At 63.1% G+C, this 15,236-nt stretch carries 15 protein-coding genes; 6 read left to right on the top strand and 9 right to left on the bottom strand.

Annotated elements, in window-relative coordinates:
- Nucleotides 1–197: 197 nt before the first annotated feature.
- Nucleotides 198–686 (bottom strand): single-stranded DNA-binding protein, encoded by a 489-nt coding sequence (locus KBY74_RS01425; RefSeq protein WP_254941165.1) that lies wholly within the window; start codon nt 684–686, stop codon nt 198–200.
- 31 nt (nt 687–717) lie between these two features.
- On the opposite strand from KBY74_RS01425, the gene KBY74_RS01420 reads away from it, so the two are divergent.
- Nucleotides 718–1,506 carry a precorrin-6A/cobalt-precorrin-6A reductase gene (locus KBY74_RS01420; protein ID WP_254941164.1) on the top strand — a complete coding sequence of 263 codons (789 nt, stop codon included), beginning with the start codon at nt 718–720 and terminating at the stop codon, nt 1,504–1,506.
- Nucleotides 1,507–1,512: 6 nt separating this feature from the next.
- Here the strand turns inward: KBY74_RS01420 and KBY74_RS01415 are convergent, their stop codons facing one another.
- The 4 genes from KBY74_RS01415 to KBY74_RS01400 form a co-directional block, all read right to left on the bottom strand.
- The gene (locus KBY74_RS01415) at nt 1,513–2,511 is read right to left on the bottom strand and encodes an adenosine kinase (RefSeq protein WP_254941163.1); all 999 of its coding nucleotides are present in this window, start codon (nt 2,509–2,511) and stop codon (nt 1,513–1,515) included.
- On the bottom strand, nt 2,511–3,830 hold the full coding sequence (locus KBY74_RS01410; protein WP_193486180.1) for an adenylosuccinate synthase: 1,320 nt from the start codon (nt 3,828–3,830) through the stop codon (nt 2,511–2,513). The genes KBY74_RS01415 and KBY74_RS01410 overlap by 1 nt, the downstream gene beginning before the upstream one ends.
- A gap of 88 nt (nt 3,831–3,918) precedes the next feature.
- Nucleotides 3,919–4,353 carry a photosystem II protein Psb27 gene (gene psb27, locus KBY74_RS01405; protein WP_106502435.1) on the bottom strand — a complete coding sequence of 145 codons (435 nt, stop codon included), beginning with the start codon at nt 4,351–4,353 and terminating at the stop codon, nt 3,919–3,921.
- A gap of 47 nt (nt 4,354–4,400) precedes the next feature.
- Nucleotides 4,401–6,227 (bottom strand): proline--tRNA ligase, encoded by a 1,827-nt coding sequence (locus KBY74_RS01400; protein ID WP_254941162.1) that lies wholly within the window; start codon nt 6,225–6,227, stop codon nt 4,401–4,403.
- 239 nt (nt 6,228–6,466) lie between these two features.
- On the opposite strand from KBY74_RS01400, the gene KBY74_RS01395 reads away from it, so the two are divergent.
- Complete coding sequence (locus KBY74_RS01395; RefSeq protein WP_254941170.1) at nt 6,467–6,856, top strand: hypothetical protein; 390 nt, start codon at nt 6,467–6,469, stop codon at nt 6,854–6,856.
- Between the two features lie 399 nt (nt 6,857–7,255).
- Here the strand turns inward: KBY74_RS01395 and KBY74_RS01390 are convergent, their stop codons facing one another.
- A complete protein-coding gene (locus KBY74_RS01390; protein ID WP_254941161.1) occupies nt 7,256–7,972 on the bottom strand; it encodes a class I SAM-dependent methyltransferase in 717 nt (238 codons plus the stop codon).
- Nucleotides 7,973–8,054: 82 nt separating this feature from the next.
- Between KBY74_RS01390 and KBY74_RS01385 the strand changes: the two genes are divergently transcribed.
- The gene (locus tag KBY74_RS01385) at nt 8,055–8,417 is read left to right on the top strand and encodes a 2Fe-2S iron-sulfur cluster-binding protein (protein WP_106502554.1); all 363 of its coding nucleotides are present in this window, start codon (nt 8,055–8,057) and stop codon (nt 8,415–8,417) included.
- 29 nt (nt 8,418–8,446) lie between these two features.
- The gene (locus KBY74_RS01380; protein WP_254941160.1) at nt 8,447–8,791 is read left to right on the top strand and encodes a Spx/MgsR family RNA polymerase-binding regulatory protein; all 345 of its coding nucleotides are present in this window, start codon (nt 8,447–8,449) and stop codon (nt 8,789–8,791) included.
- Here KBY74_RS01380 and KBY74_RS01375 read toward each other — a convergent pair.
- Nucleotides 8,757–10,298 carry a hypothetical protein gene (locus KBY74_RS01375; RefSeq protein WP_254941159.1) on the bottom strand — a complete coding sequence of 514 codons (1,542 nt, stop codon included), beginning with the start codon at nt 10,296–10,298 and terminating at the stop codon, nt 8,757–8,759. The genes KBY74_RS01380 and KBY74_RS01375 overlap by 35 nt on opposite strands.
- Before the next feature lie 77 nt (nt 10,299–10,375).
- On the opposite strand from KBY74_RS01375, the gene lepB reads away from it, so the two are divergent.
- Nucleotides 10,376–11,143 (top strand): signal peptidase I, encoded by a 768-nt coding sequence (gene lepB / locus KBY74_RS01370; RefSeq protein WP_396123055.1) that lies wholly within the window; start codon nt 10,376–10,378, stop codon nt 11,141–11,143.
- Here lepB and KBY74_RS01365 read toward each other — a convergent pair.
- Nucleotides 11,106–12,386, bottom strand: a complete 1,281-nt coding sequence (locus KBY74_RS01365) for a dihydroorotase (RefSeq protein WP_254941158.1) — start codon at nt 12,384–12,386, stop codon at nt 11,106–11,108. The genes lepB and KBY74_RS01365 overlap by 38 nt on opposite strands.
- A 3-nt stretch (nt 12,387–12,389) precedes the next feature.
- Entirely contained in the window at nt 12,390–13,724 is a 1,335-nt protein-coding gene (locus tag KBY74_RS01360) for a histidine phosphatase family protein (RefSeq protein ID WP_254941157.1), read from the bottom strand.
- An 83-nt stretch (nt 13,725–13,807) separates the two neighbouring features.
- Here KBY74_RS01360 and KBY74_RS01355 point away from each other — a divergent pair, with 83 nt between their 5' ends.
- A complete protein-coding gene (locus KBY74_RS01355; RefSeq protein ID WP_254941156.1) occupies nt 13,808–15,223 on the top strand; it encodes a CPBP family intramembrane glutamic endopeptidase in 1,416 nt (471 codons plus the stop codon).
- Nucleotides 15,224–15,236 lie beyond the last annotated feature (13 nt).

Raw genomic sequence — 15,236 nt, 5'->3', positions numbered from 1 at the left:
GAAACCGGCACCGCCGAACTGATCAGCAACCTCAAGAGCGACCGGCTTTGGTTATTGCGCCAGATTGATGCGGGTCGTTGGCCCCAATGGCGCCTTGATCTAGCCGCCCTGGAGAGGGAGCTGGGCCAGCTGCTCGATCAATTGAGCGACGCTGATTCCAGCGCCGACGCCTAGCCCTGAACAGGGCCAATCCAGGATCAAAAAGGGATGTCGTCGTCGTCAGGCAGATCAGGCACCAGCGGGGAGGTATTCCAGGTGGGGGGCTGGGCACCTGCCGGCGCCGCTGGAGCAGCTGGAGCCGGGGTTGCCGCCGCTGGGGCACGGCGCTGGGGCGCAGGCGCAGTTGCGGCAGCTGGATTGACAGCAGGACTGCTGGTGGCGCCAGGACCCATGCCGTGCAGCCGGGCCAGGGTGAATTCAGCGCGCTTTTCCTTGACGCCGTCCTGACGGGTGACGGTATTCATGCGCAGCCGGCCCTCGAGCATCAGCCGCTGGCCAACCTGCACCCGGTTCTGGAGCTCTTGGGCCAAATTGCCCCAGCCGACCACCTTCAATTGACCCGGGGGATCATCAGGACGCAGGCCATCTATCTGGACCGCCATCTCCGCCACCGGCGTCTGATTGTCCTGGGTGTATCGCACCTGGGGCGCTTCCAGCACCTCAACCTCGAGCAGACAGTGATTCACTCCCCGGCAACCATTGGTGGTCCCCATCCTGATGCACGGACCTGAGATTCAGCAGACCTCGCCCCGTCTGTGGCTGATCGGCGGCACCGGCGAAGGCCCCGTAGTGGCGGAGCGGCTGCTGCAGCGCGGCTGGCACCTAACCGTGAGCGTTGTTGGTGCAACAGCGGCCCTGGCCTATCGCCCCCATCCGGGGCTAACCCTGCGCGTCGGCGCCATCGCTGGCGAGCAGGGGGTATGGGCAGAACTGGTCGCCGCCGAATCGGTGGGTTGGCCCTATGCGGTGGTGGTGGATGCCAGCCATCCCTTCGCCTGTGTGGTGAGTCGCCAGCTGGCCGCCGTGTGCAAGCAGCGCCGCCAACGGCTGATACGGCTGCTGCGCCCCACCCTGCCTGGAGCGGCAACGATCCTGCCGAGCCTGGAGACGCTGCGTAGTCGCTCGCTGCAGGGCCACCGCCTCCTATTGGCAATAGGTGCACGCCAACTAAAACAGGCGCTGGCCTGCAGCCCCGGCGCCCGTCACTTCGCCCGGCTGCTGCCCAGCCCAAGGGCCCTACAGCTGGCCATGGCAGCTGGCTTGGCGGCCGATCAGGTCGCCTGCCTCCGCCCAGGCTCGGAGCTGGAGGTAGAGCGATCCCTGATTCGCCGCTGGCGCATCACCACGGTGTTGGCACGCCAGTCGGGCGGAGTTACTGAACAGCTCTGGCAGCAACTTTGTGCCGGCACAGGCCCCCAGCTATTGCTGATCGGTAGGCCAGTGGAGCCGGCAGGAGTAGAAGCCCTTGGCCAAAGTGAGCTGTTAGGGGCTCTGGTGCTGCCGTAGTGAAGCTCAGCCCAGGTGCTGGACTACTAGCTGCTTGAGCGAGCCTTGGGGCCGGGGCCCCAGCTGGGTCACGACCTGACCAGCGCAGAGGGAACCCAGCCGTCCACAGGCCTCGACGGCCTGGCCCTGGGTATAGGCGTGCAGGAAGCCAGCGGCGTAGAGATCACCCGCCCCTGTGGTGTCCAGCAAGGGACCGAGCTGGAAGGGGGCGACGCTGTGGGTGCCGGCGCCATTAAGGACTACCGATCCCTGCTCGCTGCGGGTGAGGGCTGCCAGCTTGCAGCGGCCCCGCACCTGGTCGGCAGCCTCTTCAAAACTATTGGCCTTGTAGAGGGCCGTGATCTCCATTTCGTTGGCAAACAGGATGTCGACGTGGCCGTCCACCAGCTCCTGGAAGCTTTCGCGGTGACGCTCGACGCAAAAAGCATCCGACAGGCTCAAAGCCACCTCGCCCCCATGGGCGCGGGCCACCTCGGCCGCAGTGATGAAAGCCGCCTTGGCCTCGTCGCTGTCCCAGAGGTAACCCTCTAGGTAGAGCACCTTGGCTTGGGCAACCATTTCAAGGTCGAGGTCGGCTGGATCCAGCCCCACCGAAGCGCCCAAGTATGTGCACATGGTGCGCTGGGCATCTGGAGTCACCAGGATCAGGCAACGGGCCGTGGAGGGCCCCTCCGTGGCCGCAGGGGTGTCAAAGCGAGCTCCAACCGAACGGATGTCGTGGGTAAAGATCCCCCCCAGCTGATCGTTGCGCACCCGACCGATAAAGCCCGCCCGGCCGCCCAGTTGGGCAACCCCGGCCAGGGTGTTGGCAGCGGAGCCGCCAGAGGTTTCAAGGCCCGGTCCAACGCTGGCGTAGAGGCGCTCGGCTTGGGCTTCGTCCACCAGGGCCATGGTGCCCTTGGTGAGTTCAAAGTTGTCGATCAGGTCGTCGTTGGCTTGCACCAGCACGTCAACGATGGCGTTGCCAATGCCGACGACGTCGTAGGTCTTTTCCATGGGATCCATTAGGTGCTCAGCAGGGCCCGCTTGGGACCGTGAATGGGGTCTTCTACAACGATCGTCTGATCGCGGTTAGCGCCAAGGGAAACTATGGCGATCGGTACCTCCATTAGATCGGCAAGAAAGCGCAAGTAGCTCATCGCCGTTGGAGGTAATTCCTCCAGGCTGCGGCAATCGGCAGTAGAGGTTTGCCAACCCGGCAAGGTTTCAAAGATCGGCTGGCAGCGGGCGAAATCCTCCGAACTGCTGGGGAAATATTCGATCCGCTCGCCGTCGAGTTCGTAGGCAACACATACCTGGATTTCATCGAGCTCATCAAGCACATCGAGCTTGGTGATGGCCAGACAATCGAGGCCGTTCACCTCCACCGCATAGCGACCGATCACCCCGTCAAACCAACCGCAACGGCGGCGGCGGCCCGTGGTGGTACCAAACTCACCGCCCCGATCACAGAGATGATCGTTGAGGCTGCCTTGGAGCTCGGTGGGGAAGGGACCCTCTCCTACCCGGGTCGTGTATGCCTTGGCTACCCCGATCACCCGATCGATCAAGGTGGGGCCCACCCCTGCTCCGATGCAGGCACCGCCACTTACCGGGTTTGAGGAGGTGACATAGGGATAGGTGCCGTGGTCAAGATCCAGCAGGGTGCCCTGGGCTCCCTCAAACAGGATGTTTTGGCGGGCCCGCGCAGCGCTGTGGATAGTGCGGGTGCAATCGACCACATGGGGCGCCAGCCGCTTGCCGTAGCCGACGTATTCGGCCACAACCGTCTCGAAATCCAACGGCTCAAGGCCGTAGAGCTTCTCGAGGATTTCGTTCTTTTCGGCAAGGGGGCCCGCGAGGCGATCCCGCAACCGATCCCCGTCAAGAATGTCCAGGATTCGGATGCCATTGCGCTCCGATTTATCTGCGTAGGTGGGACCGATGCCCCGGCCAGTGGTGCCGATGCGGCGATCACCACGGCGCTGTTCCATCGCCTGATCCAACAGTCGGTGGTAAGGCATGGTGACGTGGGCCGTAGAAGCCAGCTTCAAGCCACTGATGTCGATGCTGTAGGTGGCGAGCATGTCGAGCTCTCCCAGCATCACCTTGGGGTCGACCACCGTGCCGGAGCCGATCAAGCAAATCGTGTCGGGGTAAAGGATCCCGGAGGGGATCAGGTGCAGTTTCAGCACCTTGTCGTCCACGACGATGGTGTGGCCGGCGTTCACCCCGCCTTGATACCGCACCACAACGTCGGCTGAGCGGCTGAGAAGATCCGTGATCTTGCCCTTCCCCTCGTCACCCCACTGCGCACCGATGACGACAACGTTGGCCAAGGACACAGCGGCCCGGAGCCGCTTCTGAGCACAATCCGAGAGCTTCTCAGATCGTGGGGTCCTTCGTCAAAGATGGTTGGCTTGGATCAGGGCCTTAGGCGCCGCGAGTCGCGTTGGTTTCAGCCTTCTTGAGTTCCTTGGCGATCCGCTCCTTGAGCGCCTCCGGCAGCGGGCGATTGGGATAATTGGTGTAGTGGCCAGCCATTGAGTTGATCGCCGTCTGCATGGTGGTGAAAGAGCCCAAGCCGTTCACCGAGCTGCGGGGGCGGTAGCGGGCCACGTAGCCATTGCTCAGGCTGCGAGCTTCGATCTCGGCCTCAGCGCGAGCAGGATCGTCAGCCCCTAAGGCGATGGTGCTCAGCAGGCTGTCGGCCACCGCCACCGTGTCCTCGATGTAGTTACCAGAAAGACCAGTATTTGCAGAGCTACAGGCAGTTAGAGCAAGGCTGAGGCAGAGCACCAGGGCTACGGCCAAGCGTGAAAAAAGCTGCTTCAGCCGCTGGCGGAAGGAGGGAAGCACAGCGGCCATGGGAGAAACGCGAATCCCCCCATCCTAGAAGCCGCCTCAGGGGGCCTTTACGCAGGCAGGCCCATGCGCTGGCTTGCCAAGCAGGGCACCAGGGTCTCAAGCAGCTCAATGGCCGGCAGATCGCGCTTGCTGCAGCTGGAGCGCTCCACCAACTCCACCAGACCATCAGCCGCTCCGCGACCCACCACAACCCGCCAGGGAATCCCAATCAGATCGGCATCCTTAAACTTCACCCCAGCCCGCTCGCTGCGGTCATCCAGCAATACATCTACACCTGCTTCCTGGAGACGCAGATAGAGCTGCTCAGCCAAGCCGCTCTGCTCGGCTTCGGCCCAATTGGCCGCCACCACGATCACTTCGAAGGGCGCAATCGACACGGGCCAGCAGATGCCATTGCCATCGTGATGTTGCTCAACAGCCGCCTGGGCCAACCGGGAGACACCGATGCCGTAACAGCCCATCCACAGGGCTTCTTCCGAGCCAGCCTCATTCGTGAAACGGGCCTCAAGGGCCTCTGAATATTTGCGGCCCAGCTGGAAAATGTGTCCCACCTCGATGCCCCGACTGGCCTGGAGCTGCTGGGAGGGGTCGTGTTGGCAGCGATCACCTGGTTGGGCGGCCCGCAGATCAAGACTCTCAGGGCAGGGGCAGAGGGAGCCCCAGGCCGCGCCTACTAGGTGGATATCGGTGCTGTTGGCACCACACACAAAGGAACTGAGCTCAGCCGCTGTTCTGTCAGCTAGTCGCAAGAAGTGCTTGGTCCAGTGACCGGAATTGCTCAGCAGCCCATCGGCTAAGTGAGGACCCATAAAGCCAAAGGGCAAGGGCAGCAGCCCTTCGCTGGCCGCGGCCTCCTTAGTAATTGGGGAAATGTCCAATAGCGCTCCATGCTCCGCTGAGCAGCGGGCCGTTACTGCATTGGCCAGCTTGACTTCGTTGAGTTGTTGATCGCCCCGCAGGCTCACCAGCAGGGGCTGGGCGCTTTCATCTTCAAAACGGGCTAGCAACATCAACACCTTCACGGTCTGACAGGGCTCAATGCCATGGCCGGCGCAGAGATCTTCAATGCTGCTTTGTCCAGGGGTGGCAAAAGGTTCACCCTTACCGCCAGCCCGCGATCCCCCCGGTAGGGAAATTGGGTCAGCGGCTAACGAAACAGCCCGCTCTTGGTTGGCGGCGTAGGCCCCATCGGAACTAGCCAGAATCAAATCCTCACCGGCCTCAGCCGTAACCATGAATTCCTGGCTGGCCGATCCACCAATCGCCCCGCTGTCTGCCTCCACCGCGACAGCTCGCAAACCACAACGGGCAAAGATGCGTCTGTAGGCGCTATCCATAGCTGCGTAGGTTTGCCGCAAGGACTCCTCATTGGCATGGAAGGAGTAAGCGTCTTTCATGATGAATTCGCGACCGCGCATTAAGCCGAAGCGGGGACGAATTTCATCGCGAAATTTGCTCTGTATCTGATATAAATTGACGGGCAACTGCCTATAAGAACGCAACAGATCGGTGGCCAGATATGTGATCACCTCCTCATGGGTAGGCCCCAGCCCCAACTCACGCCCCTGGCGATCCTCCAGGTGGAACATGATTCCCTCCCCTGCGGTGTAGCCGGCCCAACGGCCGCTGCGCTGCCACAACTCCGCCGGCTGAAGTTGGGGCAACAGGGTTTCGAGGGCTCCGGTGCCGTCCATCTCCTCACGCACCACCCGGGAAACCTTCTGGAGCACCCGCCACATCAACGGGAGATAGGCGTAGATGCCCGAGGCAACCCGGCGGATGTAGCCGGCGCGAAGCAGCAGCTTGTGAGAGGGAATCTCAGCCTCCGACGGATCGTCGCGGAGCGTCACCAGCATCAGGCGGGAGACGCGCATGGCAGGAGCTTTCGATGAGGGCGGAACCTATCACCGACACCCAGCCAGGGGAGCCGGTATGGGGGTGACCACCGCTGCTGATTACCTGCAAAACCCCTGCTATGGTCTCGATCTGATCCCGTTAGTCCAAAAGCCGTCTCATGCCACCCCAGCCCAGTTCTGCAAATGGATTGGGGGCAATCGGGCTACCTGCTGGACTTGTTGTCCAGGCCGAACCCGCAGATGCTGGATCCGCCGAGATCGCTGAAGGCCTAATCGGTATTGATGAGGTCCAAAGGGCTCTCAACCGTTCTCGGGCGTCTGTATACCGCTATACAAATACTGATCCCCGCAACCTCAATCCGCCTTTCAACCCGCGCAAGTTGAATCCGGAATACCGCAGCGATCAAAAGGATCCGCTGATGTTCCATCCCAACGAGGTAGCCCGTTTTGCCCGCGACGTGCTGCGGATCAAGGAAGTAACGGTTGAGGTACTCAACTCACCCTCCACTGCCACCCAACAATTGTTGGGTTCGATCCTCGAAGAGTTGCGATCCATCCGATTGCGCTTAGACCATCTCGATGGTCGCCCTACAGACCTGAGTGCCCGCCGTGATCAACACGATCAAGGCTCCCGCCCTGCCGCCTAAAATATTGGCCTTACTAGTTGACCGGTCTTGCAAGTTGCACGGTTCAGTCTTGCTAGTTGCACGAGTCAATAATTGTTCAATCCCCAATTTCTGAGCCACAGTGCCAGAATTGAAGAAGTCCCTTTGATTTTCTGAGTGGAATCGGTGCCTTATGCGCCCTTTCCCATTGCTATGGATTCAGTTCCCCGAGATTCCCAACCCTCTTCCATCCCCCATCTAGCCGAAGCGACCGCGCCAGAGCGCGATCTTGATGAGCAGGGTGAAGATCCATTCAGTACGGGCCCCCAAGCCCTTTCAGGCCTGCTGGGAAGCCTGATCGCCCTGGCCACGGCGGTGGTGCCGCTAGCCATGGTTGTAGCTGGAAGACCCTTCAGCTATTCGGCCCCGAGCTTCGAGAGCTCAGGGGCGGCGCTGCAGCAGAAAGCCCTCATAGCCGAGAGCCTGAAAAATCCTGGCCGGATCTCCAAAGCCAGCCGCGTTGACGAGAGCCGTTAGCCGCGCTTCGCCAATCGGGTGGAGGCCTTGGGTAAGAGGAGCGAGATCGTGAGGATCAGCGTTGAGGCCACTAGCCCGTTGGAAACCCATCCAGGCTGCCTCCACCTGGCTTTGCAGGGTTGATCGCTCCGGCGCCATCAAATCAATCAGCACGAGTTGGCCACCAGGCTCAAGGCTGCGGGCAAGGGCCGTAAGGAATGCAAGCTTGCTGCCATCGTCTGGCAAGGACTGCAAAACCAGCACGGAAAGGGCGCCAGCAAAACATCCGTCGGCGTTGAGGTCCTCGACCGTGGTTTGACGCCAGCTGATCGACTCGACACCCAGTCGCTGTTGGGAAGCGTCGAGCATCTCAGCGGAGGGATCGATTGCGGTGAGCTGCCAGTCCGGGCGCTGGGCCCTTGCCTCCACCAGCTCTGCTCCGGTGCCGCAGCCCGCCACCAACACAGCTGCGCCAGAGCTGCTGGCCCGAGGCGAGGCAGCCAGCAAAGCAACCGCCAAGCGAGCCAGGCTGGCGTATCCCGGAATCAGCTGCTGGACTATCAGGTCATAACCAAGAGGCAGGTCATAACCAATAGGCAGGTCATAACCAATAGGCAGGTCGTAACCGAGGGGCGTTGACACAACTCGCTCGCGAAGGTTCCGATGCTAGGCATTGGGACGGGCGTGACCTAAGTTGGGCGGCGCCCATTCCCCCAGCCCGACCGTGCCCACCATCCGTTTTGAACAGGAAGGCCAGACGGTCGGTTGCATCGAAGGTGCCAACCTCCGCAAGGCAGCCCTGGATGCGGGCATCAACCCTTACAAAGGGCTCAACAACGTCAACAACTGCGGTGGCATAGGCCAGTGCGGCACCTGCGTTATGGAGGTGATCGAGGGCATGCAAAACCTTTCCCCCCGCAGCGATGTCGAGGAGGTTTACCTCTCTGATCGCCCAGCCAATTTCCGCCTCAGCTGCCGCACCAGCGTCAACGGCGACGTCACCGTGCGCACCAAACCGACCAACGCCGTTGGCCAGGGTTCAAATAGCCTGGTGGGCGCCCTCAAGTCCCTAATCGGCATCAAATAAGCGGCCGGTACCCCAATCCGTAGCTCCGGATGAAGCTTTATAGCTATCCACGCTGCAGTACCTGCCGCAAGGCAATCGCCTGGCTGACAGCCCGTCACCTAGTTGCCGAAACGCTGGACATCACCGAGCAGCCGCCCAGCATCGCCGAACTTGAGCAGGCCTTTGCCCAGCTTGGCAGGCAGCGCCTGTTCAATACCAGCGGGCAAAGCTATCGGGCCTTGGGAGCCGCCGCGGTGCAGGCCATGGACGATCAGGCCGCTCTAGCAGCGCTGGCCGCGGACGGCAAATTGATCAAGCGGCCTTTTCTGGTCGCAAACGACGGACGCATCCTCACCGGCTTCAAGGAGCCGGAGTGGCTGGATCTTCTGGGCTAGCGGGGCCAGGGGCGGTCATCAACTGGTCGAGCTCCTGGATCAGGGCTTCAATTCCGGCCCTGTTGATCTGGCTGAGATAGGTGCCCTTGGCACCGTCTATCAAGGTGCACAGCAGCTCCTGGGAGCGCTCCAGGGCCGAGCCGCTCTCGAGTGCCGCGGCCAGCTCCTCCCAGAACCTGTCGATGAACCGCTGCAGCAAATCGAGCTGAACGTCATCGCGGCGGGAAAGCTGGTTGCCAGTGCTGCGGGAAAGCTCAAGGAGGCTGTCGACCATGCCGCTCGCTAGTTGGCGACTGATGCCGGTCTCGACCTGGAGCAGCGGCTGCAACTGGCGCAGCGGTGCTGGCACCACGGTGCGCTCCAGACTTTGACGCAGGCTGTATCCCAGCAAACCTTGCAGCTCCGGCGCGAGCTTCGGTGCCACCCGGCTCAGCAGCAGCGGCGCCCAGATCCTCACCAGCTCCACCAGCGCCCGCTCGTCGCTGCTGCTGGCCACGCTCTGATGGCTGCGCAGGGCTCGCAACCGCTGGGGCCAGCGCCGAGAACGAATCAAACCCTGGGTGCCATCGAGGATCTGCAGCGACAGCACTTCAAACAGCTCCACCGCCAGTAGCGCCACCACCCCCCGGCTCACCACGGCCCGCAGCGGCTCAAAATTGACCAAGCCGGAGGTCTGCAGGCGCTCAAGCACCGGTACCAGCCGCAGCCAGCGCCAGAAGGGCAGCAGCAGGGGCAGGTCGCTCCAACGGCGCAACAGGGCATCACCCCAGCTGAGGCCCGGCAGCCGGCGCCGCAGCCGGATCAGCCGCAACAAGATGTCTAAAACAAAGACGCTCTGAAACAGCAGCAGGTCGATGCGCCAGAAGTGGTCTGTGGGTCGACCGTTTTCATCGATCGAACGCCAATAGTTAGTTGCCACCAGCGGCAGCACCTGGTCGTTCCAGAAGCGCCGCTCCTGGCTCCAGCCTCTGGTTCGTATCCGCTCTGGACTCAGCAACAGGCTGGAGGCCTGTCGAGCGGAATCCCGGTCTGCCCGCTGCCGCAAGCGATTTTTGATTTTCTCCAGGGTTCCCGAGGCCTCAGAAGCGAGAAATGGATTGCTATCGATCAGCTGGGCCGTGAGTTGGGCTTGACGGTTCAGCAGGAACACCTGGCGTGGCTGCGGTGCCTGGCCGGTCGGCAGGGTCAGCAGGGCCGCATCGAGTTGGCGAAATTGCTCCAGGTAGGCCTGGGTCTCCCGGTGGGGCTCAATGCCCTTGATCGGATCCACCAGGGGGGTGACATCCGGGATCACGGTGAGGGGCACCACTAGGGGCACCGAGGGGATCGGGTAGAGGTTGCGCTGCAGCCAGAAGGTGCGCAGCGGCACGTAGGTGATGTCGAACGCCACCCACAGCAGGTTGACGCTGGCCCACACCGCCACAAAGCGGTCCCAACCCAGCATCCAGCGGCCTACAGGCTCAGCCGCTGCCGACTTGGTGCGATCTTGCCAGCGAGGGGACGCCATGGGCTTTGGCGGGGTGGTTGTTGTGCCTAATCTGCCCTGTCTGGTTCGGTGAACCTGAACAAAGGAGATCTGCTGTCTTGAGCCCTTCCAACAGTCCAGAGAGTGGTCAGGTTGTCAATGAGGAGGGCGGCAGTCCCAGCCCCTCCCTGATCCAGCCCGAACAGGCACCCCAAGAGAGCCCCTGGGCCTTCTGGCGCAGCGTCCTGATCACCTTGGCTGTGGCTCTAGGTATTCGCCAGTTTCTGGTGGAAGCCCGCTACATCCCCTCGGGTTCGATGCTGCCAGGGCTGCAGCTTCAGGACCGCCTATTGGTGGAAAAGCTGAGCTATCGCCAGCGCTCGCCGCGGCGCGGCGAGATTGTGGTATTCCATTCTCCCCACCGCTTTGACCCGGTGCTGGCAGCTGGATCAAGCTCCAATCCCCTGCGTTGCCTGCTGGTGAATCTGCCGCTCCTGGGCAGCTTGCCCGGGGTTGCCAACCCTGCCTGCGATGCCTACATCAAGAGGGTTGTAGCCCTTCCCGGTGAGAGGGTTGTGGTGGATCCAAGGGGACACGTATTCATCGATGGCCAGCGGCTGGCCGAGCCCTACGTTCAAGGCGATTGCCCCGTAGATAGCCAGGGCATGGGTCCATGCCGAACCTTGAATGCCGTCGTTCCAGCTGGCCACGTGCTCACCCTGGGCGACAATCGGGCCAATAGCTGGGATGGCCGCTTCTGGCCTGGGGGAGCGTTCCTGCCCGAAAGCGAAATCATCGGTCGGGCCTTCTGGCGCTTTTACCCCTTCAACCAAACCGGTGCCCTTGGAGTCACAAGCTCCAGTGATCTGCCGGCTGCAGGCCAGTAGCCCGCACGGCTCCGCATACCGACTGGCCCAAGCGAGGCTGGTTGGCTGCCATCGACAAGGATTCACCCCGCTCCCAGCTCCAGGGGTGCTGGGGGTCAAACAGCAGCCAGCGGCGAGTTCCCTGGCTTAATTGCTCGGGGGGCAGTCCCAGCAACTCGGAGCCTCCCCAGCTCAGGGCCTGCCAGAGCAGCTCCACGCTCCAGCCGCGGGCCTGCACCAGCTCTTGCCACAACAGCGGCAACACAAGCCCATGGCGGGCGCCATGGCCGGCCACTCCGGCCCGCCGTTGATCCAGGGGGAGCAGCTGCTCTTCCGCATCAAGCGGCAGATGGTGCACGGCCACGGCGGTAAGCAGTCGCTGCTCTAGGCCAGCGAGCAAGCCCAGGCGATCAGCGGGAGTTCCCAAACTGGGCCGCAGCCGCCAGCCCTCCTCGGTGGGGTGGAGATTGCCGCTATCAGCTAGTAGGTGCCACCAGCTGACGCTGGCCAGGGGCCGAGTGGGGGCCTGGGCCAATAGATCCACCCCAGCGGCTGTGGATAGGTTCATCAGCCGCATAGCCACAGTCGAACGAGCCTGAGCAAGGCTGAGCAGGCTCTGCAGCGGCAGGGTTTCGCTGAGCTCCGGATCAAGGGGCCAGCCCGCCCTCAGAGCATCAACCCCCTCGCGCACGAAGCCACTGCAGCTAAGGCCGGCATCACGCGGGGCCACCAGCACGGGCCGGCTGCCCATCTCCCCCAGCAGCAGGCCCCGCTCCAGCAAAGCCAACGGTGGCTGCTGCTCAGCGCAGGCCAAACCAATGGCACCGGCGGCGATTTGATCGGCATGGGGGGCCAGCTCCTGATCGGCACCCTCCAGGCTGAAACTGCCCCAAAGCAGTAATTGCATCGGCTCGGCCCATTCCAAACCAAGCCGCTCCGGTCGATCACGCCAGGGAGTAGCCCAGGGCAGCAGGGCCACGGTGCCGTAGCCGCCAGCAGCAGCGGCGGCCGCCAAGCTGGCCAGATCTTCCGCTCGCCCGCCGCAAGGTTGCTCCAGCACGCTGTGGGGGTCAACCAGCACTGGGGCCAGTAGCCAGGAACGGGCGTCGGTGGGGCTGAGGCCAAGGGCCTGGGCCCGCTGGCTAGCGCCTTCGCCCCAGAGGAGCAGCTCGCCACCGCTATCGATCAGGGCATCTGAGCTAGTGATCGGCTGACCAGGACCGGTGAGTAGCTGAACCTGGTGAAGCCAGAGGGGGAGCGTCAAAACTCAGAGAGCACCGGCGGCGGTGCGATCCAACACGCCTCCAAGATGCGAGGTGAGGTTCATGGCGCCTACCACAGGACGGCCAGCTGGACCCTCGGGGTAATCAATCACCGTGACACCGCCATTGCCCTGCTTGATGGCCCAGATGTCGGCGGGTTGCAGGCCCAGCAGCCCGCACAGGATGGTCTTGTTGACCGCGTCGTGGGCCACCACAAGGGCCGTTTCATCGGTGCGGAGGCTGGCAGCTATGCGAGCCCAGGTCATTGAAGAGCGGTCCCAAACCTCCTGGAGAGTCTCCCCCTCAGGCATCTGAACTGTGTGTGGTGCCCGCTTCCAATCGGCCAGCAGCTCTGGCCAACCTGCGGCGATCTCCTGCTCCAAGCGGCCCTCCCAGAGGCCGTGGCCGATCTCCACCAGGCCAGTGCTGCTGGTGAGGGGCACACCAGGATGGCTAGAGAGGATTGCCTCGGCGGTCTGGCGCGGCCTGGCCATGCAGCTGGTGTAAGCGCGATCGATGCTCACCGGGGCGAGAAAGTTGCCAGCGGCCTCGGCCTGGGAGCGTCCGTTGGCATTGAGGGGAATGTCGATCTGGCCCTGAAAGCGACCCTCTCGGTTCCAGTCGGTTTCGCCGTGACGCACCAACAGCAGTCGGGCGCCTGAAGCTTTAGGGGGCAGGGGCTCACCAAGGTGGGCCACCCCATTGAGCGACTCCACCTGGACGCCGCCCTTGCTGACATTGAGCACAGAGATGGAACAGTTATCGACCCGCAGCCGGCGGAAGCCGCTGAGGGGCAGCTCCAGCAGGGCTAGTAATAGGCAACGCAAGATGGCGTTATGGGCCACCACGAGCACGGTCTGGGGAGGGGCCTGATCGTCAGCTAGCGCGGCGGCATGGCGATCAAACAGCAAATGGCGGAACTGCTGGGCCTGGGCCATCAGCTCCGGCAAAGGCAGGTAAGAGCTGCCATCAGGGCGCTGCAGCTCAAGCAACTCAGGGGCCTGGCGCCATTGTTGCTCCTGCTCGGGGTAGCGCTCCCGCAACTCCTCTCGCAGCAGGCCGCTCCAGGGGGCCAGATCAATTTCCAGCAGCCCTTCCGCCTGTTCGGCAACCAGGTCCTGGCCCTGCTCGGCTAGGAGCAGACGGGCGGTTTCAGCGGCCCGCCGCAAAGGGGAGCAGTAGGCAGCGGCGCAGGTCAAATCACGCAGGGCCGCTCCTGTGGCACAGGCCTGGCTTTGGCCAGTTGCCGTCAGGCTCGACAGGTCGTCGCGGCCCTGGATCCGATGCTCCACATTGAAGCTGCTCAGCCCATGGCGCACCAGCACAATCCGAAGGGGCACGGGCTCGTCGCTGCTTAGATCCCATCGTATGGGAGGGGTGCGGTCCAGAATCCCGAAACCGGTGCGCCCTGGAGGGCCTGCGTTTGAACGCCAGTCCCCCCCCGCAACCCCGCCAGAACGCTGGATGGACCACTGGACTTGCCCTGCTGAGCCTGGTGCTCAGTGGCCTGCTTTGGATCACTGGCCTGGTGGACAGCCTGCAACGCCCATCTGTGGGCAATTCCCTGGAGCTGCGCCAACTGGAGCTGACCGCCCTGGCAGCACCAGCACTGCCGGCTGGCCTGCGCCAAGCCCTCACCGGCGCCAACCCCCTCGAGGCCCTGCGCCTTGATCTGCAGAAACAGTTGGATGGCAATCCCGTGCCGCCAGCACCGCAGCAAGAGCTGCAACTAGCCCTACTGGAGCTTCAGGCCGGCCAGGGAAGTGCGGCACGCCAGCGGTTGCAAGAGCTAAACCAGCAGGTGCCACCTGAGCAGCGCCTGCTGCTCAAGGCCTTGGTCGAACCAGCATCCAGAGCCGCCAGCCGCGACCCAGAGCAAGCGGTACAGGACCAACTACTTAAGGGCTGGGGCCTGTCTCCCCTAAGCAGCCAACTGGTGTGCCAAGCCCTAAGCGATCCCCAAGTTGCTTGTGGAGATCGCGCCGCCCAGCAGGTAGCAGTGCTGCGCCTCCTCGGAACCGCCGTGGTGCCGGTGCTGCTGCTGCTGCTGGGCTCAGCCCTGCTGCTGCGCGAGCTGTGGCTGCGCTGGCGCGGCAAGGCAGCCCCGCCCGCCCCCCTGGTAGGGCCACCCCTCACCCTGGCGGAGGTGACCCTGCTGATCGCTGGCGGGTTCGTGGTGCTGGGCGAGCTGGTGATGCCCCTTGTGCTGGCGCCGCTGCTGCAGGGGCTGCTCAAACCGTTGTCCAGCCAGCCGGCACTGCAACAGGGATTGCTGGTGTTGGGTCTCTATAGCGGCCTGATGGCAGCGCCACTTGTTTTGTTGTGGAGCCAGCTGCGACCCCATGGACCCGGGCCCCAGGGGGGCTGGTTGCAGTGGCACTGGCGGCCGCTGGCCAGTGCGCTTAGCCGAGCTTTGCTGCAGGTGTTGCTGGTGTTGCCGCTGGTAGCCCTGGTGGGATGGCTGCTGGAGCGTTTGGTAGGCGATCCCGGTGGCAGCAATCCCCTGCTTGAGCTCGTGCTCAACAGCGCCAATCCCCTTGCCCTGCTTTGTTTCGCCATCACTGCCCTGGTGCTGGCACCCCTATTTGAAGAAACCCTTTTCCGGGGGGTGCTGCTGCCTGTGCTGGCCCAGCGCTGGGGGGGGCCTGTTGCAGTGGTGGTGAGCGCCCTGCTTTTCGGTATCGCCCACCTCAGCCTGGGAGAACTGCCACCTTTGTTCGTGTTGGGGCTAGGGCTGGGCTGGCTCCGGCTGCAGAGCGGACGGCTCGGGTCCAGTGTGCTTATGCACAGCCTCTGGAATGGCCTCACCTTTGCCAATTTGTTGTTACTTGCTGGCTAAGCGTCTGCCAGCT

The sequence above is a fragment of the Cyanobium sp. A1C-AMD genome, from assembly GCF_024346495.1.
Taxonomy (GTDB): Bacteria; Cyanobacteriota; Cyanobacteriia; order PCC-6307; family Cyanobiaceae; genus Cyanobium_A; species Cyanobium_A usitatum.
This window is presented reverse-complemented; position numbering and strand designations above follow the sequence as displayed.